Here is a 15,333-nt window from a genome sequence, read left to right on the forward strand (position 1 = left end):
ATGGAATTTCGAAAACGAGCGGTACGCAGTAATTTCCTTGTTTGAACTTGATTTTTTGTTTCGTTTTGTATCGAAGACAAAATGAAAATTATAATGTTTAAAAGTACTTTCATTCTTGTTAAGTAATACAAGTTATAAAACAAACAAAACCACAACAGTACTGCAGTGGTTTCATCTTTATTACTTTAAAATTCAATTTCTAATTGCTTACACTTGCTCAGTACTAGTTAAAAACTAGCACTATCAATTACGTTGATATACCAGTACCATATTGATGCTTTGATATAAGACTATAAAGCTAAAAAAGCATATTCTTAAAATATTAAAACAAAGCTACATAATTAAATATAACATTGTTTAATACTTATCTAAATCTCTGATTAAAAATCCAAGCTATCTAGCTTTTATAACTTCAACTTATTCATCCATTCTACTTGTCCCAATCATTTATATAAACTTTAAGTAATTTATATAAAACAACAATAGAAATACTGAAAGTTAAAGAATAAGCAAGTATTGCCATTTCAGACTTACCTCTATATTTCCCAAATACTAAAGAATCTAAATTGTACCATGATATAGTAAGTAAGACAAGAAGTAATAAAGAAAAAATTATAGTAGTTACTTTAAAAAGGTTATTCATTATGTTATTTTTTAATTGATATACATTTACACTATGTTCTCCACCAGTTCCATTATCATCACCCGGATCTACTAAATCTGAAACCTCAATGGATTTATCATTTAATTTAGGGGATTATATGGTGAAAATCGCTTCTATTGCTATCAAAACTCCCATTACCTAAAAAACTAAAAATTGCAACGCAAGGTACAACGGTTTTGGTAGTTTCTTGTTTATAGTATCTACTAATTTTAAGTTCACTATGCTAATTATCATACATACCTCCTTTTATTGTAAATGCCCCCGCATTAAATCCTGATGTTTTTATAGCCTGCCCTTCAGCCACAGAAACTTTTATAGAAAAACCTCCATTATCTTTAGCTTTAAAAACGAGAAACTTTCTTAAAAACAACAGAACCACAACATCTCTGATGTGACCTTATCTTATATTACTTTTAAAACCTAATTTCTAATCACTTACTCATTACCGCCACTAGCAAGAATTCTAGAGGGAGTAGGGTATCTTTTAATCTGTAAGATTTAAGGACTTATTCAGATAAGAAAAACCCACAAATTCGGATTTTGTTATTCTTAATACGAAGCTGCATTATTATAGCTATTATGGTTTATAATACTTCTAATATTAATTTACTATTAAGTCATTCTACCCCCTATTACACTCCTAATTCGTAACATTTTGTTTATTTATTTTTTCTAAATAATTAATAAGGTCAATAACCCCCAGAATTTTCTTTTTCTCTATGTTATTCAGTGAACTATAATTAGATGAATTAGATATGTACTTAAATTTATATATGCCTTTACTTTTTATAAGCAAAACATATGTATCATTACTAATATCATACGAACATATCTGCATTATTCTCTTTTTCTCAACAGTAAATACTTTTTTTTCAAACTCACTTACACCATAATCTGATGTTGTAAAAGTTCTACTATTTTCTCCCTCTATTTCAAGCGTTGTCATTTTTTTATCGTTATCTATAGACCATCTTATAAGCTTATGACTTTTTTTATTACCACCACTATAAAATATTTTTAAGATATCTAAATTGCGATTTTCCTTTAAGAAAGAGGATAGTTCGCTTTTAAAATATTTAAATGTATTCTCATCAACGCCAAAGTCTTTATAAATCAATTTACAATTATCATTTTGATATTCATTTTTTTTTACAAAGCTAGATTTACAACTAAATAAAATTACAATTAACAATAAACTAAATCTATTCATAATTTAATTCTTTCTATAATTTTTATACCCTTTTTTAATTGCGCTAAAAGTAATATGTTTTTGCATCCTTGTTGGGTTTAAGTCTAAATGGATTTACACTAAGCGGAATATTTTAATACACCTAACGAAGAGGATCTTTTTCAACTGTTGTATCAATCTGAGCTCTTATTCTGTTGGTTACATGTCTTACTTCTTTTTCTTCAATTCTCCTTATTCTGTCAACTTGTAAAAGATAAGAGTCAAAATCTATATTTTCTAAATGCTAATAGTACCTATATTCGAGAGGAGATTATCGCCGTTCCTATCCATTCACCTTAAATGTCCTAAGGAAATTATTATTAAAAGACGGTTCGTATTTGATTGGGGATGTAACAATGTTACTTAACTTATCTGATAATAGAAACCAACAATTACAGAAACAGCAATCAAAACAGAAAGCCAAAAATTTAGAACGAGTTACCATAAGAAAGATTCAGTTACACCATATTCTCAATAGAAAACATCAAAGTTTAAAACCTTCGAAAACAGATAGGATAAAAGAGAATAAAAAATGATTAAACAGTAAAAAAAATAGAAAATAATGTTCGCTTTTTTTTGACGACGTATCAAAAATAGACAACAGAAACTTTAAGTCATCTCTTAAAAATCGAATACTAAATTGTAACTTATTTTCTTGTCATTTCCTAGATAAAAAAACGCAAACATTTACGTACTATCACGGCAACCCCAAACAGAAAACCACCTACTAATCAACATATTAACCTTTTGACTATCTAAATTCAAATTTAACAGATAAGCTATCTATTTTCACTCCATAATTTGGAATAATTTTAATTACACATTCTGGTTCATACCATTCAGAGGTAATTACTTTGTTAAATTCATTATTCATTTCTATTATTTGAAAATTATCATCATTTTTATTACCATAATAAAACTTAAACTTTCCATTAGAATAACCTTTTATCTTTATTATTAATCTAGTAATCAAATCTTCTGAATCAACTTTCAAAGTATCAACTAGTTCAGATTTAATTGAACTGTAGTAATTAACCTTAATACTTTCTTTATAACTACTTTGACATGAAAATATTAAAAGTACAGTAATTACAATTAAATAAAACTTTTTACTCATTATGAAATTTATATTTTCGATTGAATTGTCTCTTTTTTTATTACTCCATAAATTTTCTTTTAACAAAAAAAGAATTTACCTTTTTTGTTAGAGCTCACTAATTTATTTTTTTTATTTATTATTCGACCACCACTATTGCTAATTCTTTCATAATTATTTTAACAAAATCTTATATGCTTGCATTTGGATTCGTCTTTCCAACTTCAATACCAATTGTATTATTAGGAACATCCATATAAAGGTCTGCCATTTGATTCCATGGTACGGAATGCTCATGAGCATCTGACCATACTTCTGTATTCTTTGCTTCATTACTTTAAATATTCGGGACCTGTAAGAGGATATGCCTAAAAGCATCAGAAAGATTCCCTCTAAGATTATGATCAATGATTTGACCAACCATATTCGTTACTATTTTTACATTTTTCTCTTTATCTCATCAACTACCTAATCTGGTTTTTCCTCATTTTATTGAATGACCTCAGCAATTCTTGTTTTTGAACTAACTTCTCCAATTCCGGCATTTTTTGAGTAAAAACACACATAGTTTTCAAAGAATAAAGTAAATATTGTTGTTTATCTCCTAGTTTAAAAAACGAGAAACTCTCTTAAAAACAAGAAAACCACAACAGTTCTGCTGTGGCTTTATCTTCAGTATTTTTAAAATTAATTCCTCTTTTCTTAGTCAAAGAGACTACTAGAAAGGATACTAGCAGGAACGGATTTATTTTCGACTTGTAGACTTTTGTGCAAACTAAGAAATAGCGAGTGAAGAAATGGAATTGCGGTGAGATAGCACAAGAGCATAGAATTTCGAAAACGAGCGGTACGCAGTAATTTCCTTGTTTGGACTTGATTTTTTGTTTCGTTTTGTATCTAAGACAAAATGATAATAATAATGTTTAAAAATACTTTTTTATTGTTAAGCAATACAAATTATAAAACAAACAAAACCACAACAATCCTGCTGTGGCTTTATCTTTATTATTTTGAAAATTTAATTTCTACCTGTATACTCATAGCAGTCACTAGAAAGGATACTAGCTGGAACGGATATACTTTCAACTTGTAGACTTTTGTGCAAACTAAGAAATAGCGAGTGAAGAAATGAAATTGCGGTGTGATAGCACAAGAGCATGGAAGTTCGAAAACGAGCGGTACGCAGTAATTACCTTGTTTGGACTTGATTTTTTGTTTCGTTTTGTATCTAAGACAAAATGAAAATAACAGTGTTTAAAAGTACTTTCATTCTTGTTATGAAATACAAGTTATAAAACAAACAAAACCAAAACATCTCTGCTGTGGCTTTTTCGCTATTATTTTTAAACTATAATACTTGTCATTGCAAATGGCTTTTTTAGTACCGTTTTCTATTTAAAATTTCTTTAACTAATTTCCATTACACTATCGCTAAATGTCAATTAACGGGGAATAACAACTTTTTAGCCTCTTTTATATTTGGTTCAATATTCAATTTAAAAACACTAGCTAAGACTTCCAACCAATGACCTTTATCATGGCTATTATGAAAAGAAGCTCCATAAATAACAGCACTATTAGGATAAGCTATTATTCCTTTTTCTTTACATATTTCTGAAAAAACGATTGATAAAACTTCTTTATTTAGCTCCAATGATTGATATTTTTTTGGAAGAAAATCCACCGTAAAAAATATTGACAAACACAAATTTGATACATCCTTATAATCAATATTATCTGGTAAAGATTCATTGAGATACAAAAGAAAATCTTTAAAGTTATTATTTATTAAATTTTTAACCATAATTACTGCTACTTTATTAGTTGGTTATTTCATTCAAACGATTGTGTATCCACTCAATTTGTCTTGGAAGCGTTTCATTTACTTCTTTGGCTAATCCATGTGGGTTAGGAGTATGACCTCTACTAATCTCTCTTACAATTTGGTCATTTCCATTTTGAAGTTGTATTTGAACTTCTTTCAAAACTTTTTCTAACCTGCCTTTTTCAACTTTTAACGTTTGTATGGCTTCATCTGACAGTTTAGCTGTTATTTTAACAACATCATCACTTTTGTCAAACAATTTAAAAATATTACCAAACTTGGTCAATAACGCTGGTAAAAATAAATTAACATCAAAAGTATGTATAAAAGCATTTAATCTATTTTAAGGCTTCACCAAATCCATTGACTCCCCATCTAGATAATAAAATCTTTACCATTCTCGTCATAACCTACTGTAAGTCTATTCCCTCCAAAATTAGGGTCTTCTCCCAACATAGCAGCAGTATTTCTCGCCTGAGAATAGTAGTTTCCCCAATCTTCTTCAGTTTCACAGCTTAAACATTCATCATCAGAACCATCTGCTCTTCTTGTATTATCGTACTCTCCATTTTCACAATCAACATTCCAAGGATTACCATCAAAATCATAAATAATTTGACTAGCGGCACCATTAGAATCTGCATAAAAAATAGGATCATTGTCAAAAGCCTGATAGGAAGAAAATTCATAATGTGTAACTGGATCAATTGAAGTCCATCCAGCAATAGCAGAGTCATAACTTCTAACATCCATTTCATACAAGTCTAGACCTAAAGACTCTTCTAACTCCACACAATTGTATTTAAATTTTTGAACCGTAGCATTCCAAACGGCGGATAATAGTTATTTTATCTCATCAACTACCTAACCTGGTTTTTCCTCATTTTATTGAATGACCTCAGCAATTTTTCTATTTGGAGTAACTCCTCTAGTCCCGGCAATTTTCAAGTAAAAATACACATAGTTTTCAAAGAACAAAGGTTGTATTCCTGTTAATCTTCTTGTTACATTCTCTTCTTATTGGTTCGTACTCTTTTTCACTTAAAGCGAGACTTATTAACAGCTACAAAATCACAACAGTTCTAATGTGGGTTTATCTTATACTATTTCTTAAATTGATTCCTCTTTTATTAGTCAAAAAGACTACTAGAAAGGATACTAGCAGGAACGGATTTATTTTCGACTTGTAGACTTTTGTGCAAACTAAGAAATAGCGCGTGAAGAAATGTAATTGCGGTGCGGTAGCACAAGAGCATGGAATTTCGAAAACGAGCGGTACGCAGTAATTTCCTTGTTTGAACTTGATTTTTTGTTTCGTTTTGGATCGAAGACAAAATGAAAATTATAATGTTTAAAAGTACTTTCATCCTTGTTAAGTAATACAAGTTATAAAACAAACAAAACCACAACAATCCTGCTGTGGCTTTATCTTTATTATTTTGAAAATTTAATTTCTACCTGCATACTCATAGCGGTCACTAGAAAGGATACTAGCTGGAACGGATATATTTTCAACTTGTAGACTTTTGTGCAAACTAAGAAATAGCGAGTGAAGAAATGAAATTGCGGTGCGGTAGCACCAAAGCATGGGATTTCGAAAACGAGCGGTACGCAGTAATTTCCTTGTTTGGACTTGATTTTTTGTTTCCTTTTGTATCTAAGACAAAATGAAAATAATAGTATTTAAAAGTACTTTTATTGTTAAGCAATACAAGTTATAAAAACAAACAAAACTACAACAGTACTGCGTTGGTTTCATCTTTATTATTTCTTAAATTAATTCCTATTTCTTTAGTCATTACCATCAGAAAGAATTCCTAACAGGAACAGACATATCTTCGGCTTATAGCCTTATGAAGGCTAGTATTTGTGCAAACTAAGAAATAGCGAGTAAAGAAATGAAATTGCGGTGCGATAGCATAAGAGCATGAAATTTCGAAAACGAGCGGGCAGTAATTTCCTTGTTTGGATTTGATTTTTTGTTCGTTTTGTATCTAAGACAAAATGAAAATAATAATGTTTAAAAATACTTTCATTCTTGTTAAGCAATACAAGTTATAAAAACAAACAAAACTACAACAGTACTGCTGTGGCTTTATCTTTATTATTTTGAAAATTTAATTTCTACCTGCATACTCATAGCAGTCACTAGAAAGGATGCTAGCTGGAACGGATATATTTTCAACTTGTAGACTTTTGTGCAAACTAAGAAATAGCGAGTGAAGATAACTTAATACAAACGCTAAGTTATTATAAAAATCCGCATCTGGTGAACTACTAGCAGTTACATATCCATCGCCATCAAACTCTACTACAGGAAAAAACTGAACATACCTCTGATTCCAATAGTAATATGCAGTAACTAAAATTAAGGCTCCAACAACAGTTATTTTTTTCATTACTTTTATTTTTAACACATACTTACTCGCAACAAAGCTAGTGGCTATTTTTTACTTCTTGTATACATTTTATTCTAAGTCAAACGAATTTTAAAAAAGACGCACATTTTTACAAATTATTTTACCTTTTTAAAACACGTTTTCATTCTATCTAGAAAGCCCGTTAAAAACTCCTTATTTGATGTATCAAACTTTGTAAAAAAATGATCCTCTAAACCTATATAATCACTCATCAACTTATGTTCACTGCGTAATTTATAGAGTATTATCGTATAATTTCCATCCGTTATCGATAAAGTATCTTTATGTGCTATAGTTAACTTACCTACGAAGCTTTTATTCGAGCTTGACTCTTTTGTATAAAAAAACAAAGAATCCTGAGTAATTTCATATTTTGTTGGAGACAACAGTCCCCCTAAATTTGAATACCGATATAGGGTATTCGTACTGAAAAAAAGTTCTGTATATTCAAACAACTCTTCCGATTTTCCTTCCCTCAACGAATCTGCATGGTAAACAACCCAATCTCCAGTGATAACATTCTCTTTCTTTGATTCTTCTTTTTTAACACAAAAGATAGATACTACAACTAAAATTACGACTCCTACAACAGTTATTTTTTTCATTGCTTTTCTTTTTTATCCATAACTACTCACTAAAAATCTTGTGAGTTATTTTTGACTTCTTGCATGCATTTTATTCTCAGCAAACGAATTTAAAAAAGACGCACATTTTTACAAATTATTTTACGAGTAAACAGTTCTTGCAAGAGGAAACTTACACCGTAAACATGTTCCCGTTAAATTCCATTTTGGCTTATTCGACGAAAAAAAATTCTACTCTCAATAAAGAAAAGGTAATATCTTTAGACATCATCATTTTTCATATCATGATAGCACAGGTAAAAAATTTGTTTCTCACTTGGGAAGTAAAATTCTCATCTTATGCTTACCTCAATTATCAGCTTTCAGACTATCTATGTTTATTATTAACATATTAGGATTAACCGAATCTCTCTTTACAATATTCTTCTCGTTTTTTAAGTCCTCTTCTACCCCTTTAGCAAAATAATACATATCAACTGCATACTCAACAACGAGAACAAGAACAGTAATCAAAACAATTAACAATATGAATTTACCTTTTTTCATGTAGACTAAACTTTATCTTTTTAATTTTGGACAACTTTTCTTTTATCTTAGGTTTTTAGTTTTTTAAGAATAATTATTCGGAACTGGGTTAAAATCTAAAGGAGAATCGACATTCTAATTTATGACCTCCTTTTCCTTAAGCCCACTTTTTTCTGTTATAGATCGAGTAACTAAAATTACGCCTCCTACAACAGTTATTTTTTTCATTGCTTTTCTTTTTTATCCATAACTACTCACTAAAAATCTTGTGAGTTATTATCGACTTCTTGCATGCATTTTATTCTCAGCAAACGAATTTAAAAAAGACCCAGGTTTTTACAAATTATTTAACGATTAAACAGTTCTTACAAGAGGTAACTTACACCTTATAATTGTCGACTCCTTAAAAAAGCGGACAAAAAAGTTTTAAGAGGCAATTATATCTAAAAATAGCTTCAAAGGTAAAGTAGATAGTAAAAGCAATTACCTTTTTTAGTTGCATATAGGAAAGAAACTAAATATATTTCACCTCTAAACAGAGACTATTTAAATCTTTACCTAAGATCCATTTTTTACGACTCAACTATTAAGAAAAGAAAGCCTCCTTTATTAAATGAAAATCTCACAAAACACTGTATTAAAAACCTCTTTCTTATTTATAACCTACTATCTATTAAATGCCATACTAAGCGCAACTTTGTATCTAACCCTGGGAAAAGAAATAATAGAAAACCCTCATATCAACGCAGATCTACTATTACTAATTGACACATTCGTTTACTCAATTTCTTTCTTATTTTTTTATTTCATCATTTTTAGGAAAGAGAATTACATCAATGATTTTAACAAAAGGAATATATTACCCCAAATTATAACCGTTTGCTCTCTTATTTTATTTTATCGCATTCTTATAGACCCTTTTTATAGAGTAGATATAATAATGGGAATAGAACAAGTCCCAGATTTTAAAGAAAGTATATCCACCCCTATAAAAAACACACTTACTGTATTAAACACTGTACTGATTATTCCTTTTCTTGAAGAATTAGTTTTTAGAAAATTTATTCTCGGGAAACTTAGAAAACAAAACTCAATGCTATTTGCTATATTATTATCTAGTTTTCTGTTTTCATTAAATCATTTAAGTTTGATAACTATAAATTACAGCTCGTTATTCAATAGCTTCTTTCTAGGTATCATTCTAGGGGTTATTTTTGTTCGATACGGCTTATTATACTCAATAATAGCACATATTTTCTTCAATCTTTTATGGTTTTTGATAAAAGAATACAGTCATATATATTGGAATATTGAAAGAATAATGAATTTTAACCTACTCTATTTTACATGTACAGGTTTAGCGTTGTTTATAATTATAGTTCTTGTAAGAAGACTACTAAAAACCAGAGATTGACCTTTGTTTGATCTCCTCCCGAATTTAGGTGCTGTTAGCAATTAGAAAATCAGCGTTATTTACACTATTTTAAAAACATACTGTTCGCCATTACAAATGGCGTTTTTAGTAACGTTTTCTATTGAAAACTCCTTTAACCAATTATTACGCTATAGCTAGATGTCAATCTTCGAAGAGTTAATAATTATGACAAAAGTAATCCAACTCTAAATTTTTATTGATAATTCCAACTATTTCTGATAAATCATTATCGTGATTATAAACCTCCCTTTTTAGTACGCCATTAATTTTTAGACTATATTTATAAGCATCTCATTAATAATTGCTCTTAATTAAATCAGAATCCTCAATTTTATGTACTAAAGAATCAATAAAATCTCCATCTTTTTTATTAATATTAAACCTGATTGTCTCTAAAATTTCTAATGCTTCTTTTTAATAAATTGTATCGCTTTTACTTAAAATCTATTGCTACATCTATCTTGATATTTGTATTCTCTTTAATGTAAATCTGATGTATACAATTTTGAGGGCTTTTTATTTCCAAGTATATCGTATCGTCAATTTTATTTTTACAAAAAATTGATAAAAATAAGAGCAAGATAAATTTATAGGCTTTCATCGATGATTATTTTTTTGTGTTTTTTAATATTGGAAGTCCTAACTTTTTTCGCTGTTCATTAGTAGGACCAAATCCATAAAAAATTTTTCTTTTATTTTCTTTTCTTAAATCAATTTCTATGGGAGAACCTTGTAGGCTATATCCGTTTGGTCCAATAGATTCCAATTCCTTTACAAGATAACTCTCAGATTTCTTTATTCCATCAGGATCAATAAACCTGAGAAAATTATTAAACGCATCACTATACGGCGAGTGTCTGCGTATTTCATTTATCAGTAGCTCTAAACTCATCTATCTAAAGCTAAATCGTAGTTACGAGCATCGAAGTTGTGTCTGTTTAATCTACTACCCGTTACCGTTTATTTACCTTCTTTATGATTAAAAATCCATTTGTATGACAACAGCATTACAATGTGCAAAACCAGATATCCATGACCTTTTACTTTTTGAGGTAGCGACAGTTGATCTAAATCACTCATAGTTTCTCCTATTAAAAGTCCTAACTTATATGAGGTGTACTGGTCAATAAATGCAATTATAAATAATAGTATCGCTAAAAGGTAGATAGCATACTGCTTATTGATAACCTTAACTAACTTGTTATAACTAAATTTAAAAAAGAAAATTGATATTCCTATTATTCCAATAAGACTTAGGTAATAATAGATAGTTGATAAGTTATTTTTTAATCCTAAAAAATTAACTATCGAATACAGGAAACTGAATATTTTAATGACAAAAATATACAATACGATTCCAAGTGCTATTTTTTGATTGTTATTCATATTTTATTGATTAATAATTCATGCTATAGTTTTTTTGAATATTATTAAGCTTTTGGTCTAGATGCTATTTTATTAGCTTTTTCATAATTTGATACACCTCTGCCACTTACTTGAGGGTCAAGTTTATTCATTTTATCAGCTTTTTCTATTCCAGCACCAAAAGCGCTGCCAGTTTCATTTTGAACTCGACTAAATACTATGCCAGGATCAATTTTCAGTTCACCTTTATAGCTTTCTCCATAGCCAACATTATCAGCTAAATCATTCGTACTTTCACCTTAACTGATTTGACCTTCATAATTTTCAAAATTGTAACCATCTTTAGTTTTCCCATTTTCTTTTAATTCTGTAATAAAAGCTTCCTCATTATTAATAACATAAACTTCACAGTTTTCATCCTAATATTTTTAATAACTACAGCAATTCTAGTTTTTGAAGTAACTCTGCTAGTTCCGGCAATTTTCAAGTAAAAATACACAAAGTTTTCTCAGAATAAAGGGAATATTGTTGTTTATCCTCTAGCCTTAAAAACTAGAAACTTTCTTAAAAACCACAACAGCTCTACTGTGGGTTTATCTTCATTATTTTGAAAAATTAGCCACTAGAAAGGATTCCAGTGAGAGCAGACATATCTTCGGCGTTTAGGTTTATGAAGGTAAGTATTTGTGCAAACTAAGAAATAGCGAGAGAAGAAATGGAATTACGGTGCGATAGCATAAGAGCATGGAATTTCAAAAACGAGCGGTACGCAGAAATTTCCTAGTTTGGACTTGATTTTTGTTTCGTTTTGTATCTAAGATAAAATGAAAATAATAGTGTTTAAACGACCTTCTATTTTTGTTAAGTAATACAAGTTATAAAAGAGTCAAAACCACAACATTTCTGATGTGGCTCTATTTTAATATTTCTAAAAATTTATTTTCTAATTACTTACTCTTGCTCAGTACTATTTAAAAACTAGCACTAGCAATTACGCTGACATACTAGCACCATCAGGGATAACTATCTACCTATTAAAGATGGTCGATTGAGACTTAACAATTCTCCACATATCTCCTTTTTTCATATCATATCCTAGGATACCTTTATTTTTACTCCAATATAATTTATCTATAAAATTATCTCTAAAATTATAAGTAGTATCCCTAGAAGTCATAACATATACTTTTTCTTGTAAGTTGAAAGCATCTCCAGACATGATAGATTGGATATTACTATTATTATCACTATAAAAACAAGCTTTTTTAAGTTCTAAACTATAACTTAGAAGAGTAGTGTCTTTTCCGTAAGATGATATTTCAAGTATTTTATGCAAAAATTTATTATCCTCACCATTTTCAATATCAGAAACATAAACATGAAGTGATTCAATAACCGTTGGTAATAAATCTAGAGGGTCAGTTGGCATCTTCCGAATTGCAATCTCAGATATTATCAAAGTATCTAAAAAACCTTTATTAGATTTAAAAACTAATAAATCGTTTTTCTTATATGGTTGCCAAGAATAATCTTCTTTAGATAAATTAAATTGACGATGTTGTTTATCATCACATGAAACTAAGATGATGATAAGAAAAAAAAACACTTTCTTACTGAACATTTATTTGGGTGTTTTGAACAAAAATCTCCTATTAATTTTAATATTGCTTGCCAATTATCTGTTACATTATGTCCGCCTCTATTTCCTAATGCTCCTCCTGCAGGTGGTTGACCTTCACCTCCCATAATGTCTTTACCGTCAAAATAAGTAATTCCCTTTATTCTACCAAAAGAACTACCTCCATTACTATAAAACACCTGCTGAAAAAGAGTTAGAAATTAAAATCAATAATTATATAAAAATCGCTTAAGAATTTATACCAAATTTACTAGGTAGTCCAAAAACTCTATAGAACAAAAATAAGGAGCGTTAAAGTAGAGAAAAAGAAGAGTACTATTTCTATATTGCAAGATAAAATATACATGACTAAACTAAAATATGAACAAAAAGTAAAAAACCTATGCAATGCCATAGATATTGCTATCACTTCTTTTGAAAATTACCCACCAAAAGGCTTTAATCAGTCAAGCGTCGATCATATGATTAACACCTACAGAAATTGGAAAAAAGGGATTATTAATGCAAAGAGTAGATACCAGAATGTTAAAAGTTTAGAATACGATATTCAAAACGTATTTACTTTTTTTCAAGAAAGTTCTGGGAAAACAATAAACTACTTTTGGGAACAAATAGAAGAAAAAAATCTACCATATAAACGTGAGAATAAATTAGCAAAAATCCTTTCTAAAAAGAAAATTAAAAATCATTTAGAGTACGATTACGTTTTGGATTCAATAATTCCTTTTCATCAAAAAAGTCTTATAACTGTTGAAGAAATAAGACTTTTAAATGAGATGATAAAAGACTTTGAAGAAAAAGCAAATAATTAAACTTCTTCTTTTCCCTGATTGTTTAAATAGCCAGCTAAATCATATACTGTTTTTATTTCTAGATTTAAATTTTCAGTATCAAATAATTGATATGAAATACCATTTTTATTTTCATTTCGGCAAGAAGTAAGTGATAAAATGACACATGCGAGTATTATATAATATTTCATTATTTCTTTTTATTTAGTTGATAATTATCTTTAGTTACTCTTCTAATAGACATATTACTTCTTGCTCATACACCTTCAGGTTGGCTTCCTGTTTCCGCGGTACGCAGTAATTCCCTTGTTTGGACTTGATTTTTTGTTTCGTTTTGTATCGAAGACAAAATGAAAATTAGAGTATTTAAAAATACTTTATTCTTATTAAGCAATACAAGTTATAAAACAAACAAAACCACAACAGCTCTGCTGTAGCTTCATCTTATATTATTTCTTAAATTAATTCCTATTTCTTTAGTCATTACCATCAGAAAGAATTCCTAACAGGAACAGATATATCTTCAGCTTGTAGCCTTATGAAGGCAAGTATTTGTGCAAACTAAGAAATAGCGAGTGAAGAAATGGAATTGCGGTGCGATAGCACAATAGCATAGAATTTCGAAAACGAGCGGTACGCAGTAATTTCCTTGTTTGGACTTGATTTTTTGTTTCGTTTTGTATCGAAGACAAAATGAAAATTATAGTAATTAAAAGTACTTTTATTCTTGTTAAACAATACAAGTTATAAAACAAAAAAAACCACAACAGTACTGCAATAGTTTCATCTTTATTACTATAAAATTCAATTTCTAATTACTTACTCATTACCTCCATTAGAATTCTCTTTAGTGGGATCGGATATCTTTTCGGCTTATAAGCTTATGACGGTAAGCATTTGTGCAAACTAAGAAATAGCGAGTGAAGAAATGTAATTGCGGTGCGGTAGCATGAGTGCATGGAATCTCGAAAACGAGCGGTACGCAGTAATTTCCTTGTTTGCACTTGATTTTTTGTTTCGTTTTGTATCTAAGACAAAATGAAAATAATTGTATTTAAAAATACTTTTATTCTTGTTAAGCAATACAAGTTATAAAACAAACAAAACCACAACAGCTCTGCTGTAGATTCATCTTATATTATTTTTTAAATTAATTCCTTTTTCTTTAATCATCACCACCAGAAAGAGTTCTAGCAGGAACAGACATATCTTCGGCTTTTAGCCTTATAAAAGAAAGTATTTGTGCAAACTAAGAAATAGCGAATGAAGAAATGAAATTGCGGTACGGTAGCATGAGTGCATGGAATTTCGAAAACGAGCGGTACGCAGTAATTTCCTTGTTTGAACTTGATTTTATGCTTCCTTTTGTATCTAAGATAAAAGGAAAATAATAGTATTTAAAAATACTTTATTCTTATTAAGCAATACAAGTTATAAAACAAAACCACAACAGCTCTGCTGTAGCTTCATCTTATAATATTTTTTAAATCAATTCCTTTTTCTTTAGTCATCACCACCAGAAAGAATTTCTAGCAGGAACAGATATATCTTCAGCTTTTAGCCTTATGAAGGTAAGTATTTGTACAAACTAAGAAATAGCGAGTGAAGAAATGGAACTGCGGTGCGATAGCACAAGAGCATGGAATTTCGAAAACGAGCGGTACGCAGTAATTTCCTTGTTTGCACTTGATTTTTTGTTTCGTTTTGTATCTAAGACAAAATGAAAACAATAATGTTTAAAAATACTTTCATTCTTGTTAA

13 protein-coding genes and 1 pseudogene are annotated in these 15,333 nt (G+C 29.2%); 2 read left to right on the forward strand and 12 right to left on the reverse strand.

Translation table 11 applies throughout. The annotated features are described in order from the left end of the window. Positions 1–1,304 precede the first annotated feature (1,304 nt). The 8 genes and pseudogenes from ACXAG7_RS17675 to ACXAG7_RS17710 all read right to left on the reverse strand — a co-directional run bounded on the left by ACXAG7_RS17675 (position 1,305) and on the right by ACXAG7_RS17710 (position 8,363). Complete coding sequence (locus ACXAG7_RS17675; protein ID WP_476667657.1) at positions 1,305–1,874, reverse strand: hypothetical protein; 570 nt, start codon at positions 1,872–1,874, stop codon at positions 1,305–1,307. A gap of 769 nt (positions 1,875–2,643) precedes the next feature. Continuing rightward, the gene (locus ACXAG7_RS17680) at positions 2,644–3,075 is read right to left on the reverse strand and encodes a hypothetical protein (protein WP_476667658.1); all 432 of its coding nucleotides are present in this window, start codon (positions 3,073–3,075) and stop codon (positions 2,644–2,646) included. 1,351 nt (positions 3,076–4,426) lie between these two features. Beyond that, complete coding sequence (locus ACXAG7_RS17685) at positions 4,427–4,792, reverse strand: hypothetical protein (RefSeq protein ID WP_476667659.1); 366 nt, start codon at positions 4,790–4,792, stop codon at positions 4,427–4,429. A 16-nt stretch (positions 4,793–4,808) separates the two neighbouring features. Beyond that, positions 4,809–5,099: a hypothetical protein gene (locus ACXAG7_RS17690; protein WP_476667660.1), complete on the reverse strand. Its 291-nt coding sequence runs from the start codon at positions 5,097–5,099 to the stop codon at positions 4,809–4,811. A gap of 89 nt (positions 5,100–5,188) precedes the next feature. Beyond that, positions 5,189–5,629: pseudogene (locus tag ACXAG7_RS17695) on the reverse strand (RHS repeat-associated core domain-containing protein); the annotation flags it as partial. 1,301 nt (positions 5,630–6,930) lie between these two features. Beyond that, positions 6,931–7,212, reverse strand: a complete 282-nt coding sequence (locus tag ACXAG7_RS17700; protein WP_476667661.1) for a hypothetical protein — start codon at positions 7,210–7,212, stop codon at positions 6,931–6,933. A 116-nt stretch (positions 7,213–7,328) separates the two neighbouring features. Continuing rightward, positions 7,329–7,838 carry a hypothetical protein gene (locus ACXAG7_RS17705; RefSeq protein WP_476667662.1) on the reverse strand — a complete coding sequence of 170 codons (510 nt, stop codon included), beginning with the start codon at positions 7,836–7,838 and terminating at the stop codon, positions 7,329–7,331. 327 nt (positions 7,839–8,165) lie between these two features. Beyond that, positions 8,166–8,363, reverse strand: a complete 198-nt coding sequence (locus ACXAG7_RS17710; protein ID WP_476667663.1) for a hypothetical protein — start codon at positions 8,361–8,363, stop codon at positions 8,166–8,168. A gap of 919 nt (positions 8,364–9,282) precedes the next feature. Here ACXAG7_RS17710 and ACXAG7_RS17715 point away from each other — a divergent pair. After that, positions 9,283–9,756, forward strand: a complete 474-nt coding sequence (locus tag ACXAG7_RS17715; protein WP_476667717.1) for a lysostaphin resistance A-like protein — start codon at positions 9,283–9,285, stop codon at positions 9,754–9,756. 628 nt (positions 9,757–10,384) lie between these two features. Here the strand turns inward: ACXAG7_RS17715 and ACXAG7_RS17720 are convergent. The 3 genes from ACXAG7_RS17720 to ACXAG7_RS17730 form a co-directional block, all read right to left on the reverse strand. Next, positions 10,385–10,669, reverse strand: coding sequence for a hypothetical protein (locus tag ACXAG7_RS17720; RefSeq protein ID WP_476667664.1), 285 nt, complete (start codon positions 10,667–10,669; stop codon positions 10,385–10,387). A gap of 68 nt (positions 10,670–10,737) precedes the next feature. Further along, positions 10,738–11,163: a hypothetical protein gene (locus ACXAG7_RS17725; RefSeq protein WP_476667665.1), complete on the reverse strand. Its 426-nt coding sequence runs from the start codon at positions 11,161–11,163 to the stop codon at positions 10,738–10,740. 1,006 nt (positions 11,164–12,169) lie between these two features. Continuing rightward, positions 12,170–12,763 (reverse strand): hypothetical protein, encoded by a 594-nt coding sequence (locus ACXAG7_RS17730; RefSeq protein ID WP_476667666.1) that lies wholly within the window; start codon positions 12,761–12,763, stop codon positions 12,170–12,172. Positions 12,764–13,125: 362 nt separating this feature from the next. Here ACXAG7_RS17730 and ACXAG7_RS17735 point away from each other — a divergent pair, with 362 nt between their 5' ends. Next, on the forward strand, positions 13,126–13,593 hold the full coding sequence (locus tag ACXAG7_RS17735; protein WP_476667667.1) for a hypothetical protein: 468 nt from the start codon (positions 13,126–13,128) through the stop codon (positions 13,591–13,593). Here ACXAG7_RS17735 and ACXAG7_RS17740 read toward each other — a convergent pair. After that, complete coding sequence (locus ACXAG7_RS17740; RefSeq protein ID WP_476667668.1) at positions 13,590–13,763, reverse strand: hypothetical protein; 174 nt, start codon at positions 13,761–13,763, stop codon at positions 13,590–13,592. The two genes, ACXAG7_RS17735 and ACXAG7_RS17740, sit on opposite strands and share 4 nt — an antisense overlap. Positions 13,764–15,333: the final 1,570 nt, after the last annotated feature.

It is taken from the genome of Tenacibaculum sp. AWR4_210 (assembly GCF_056160945.1).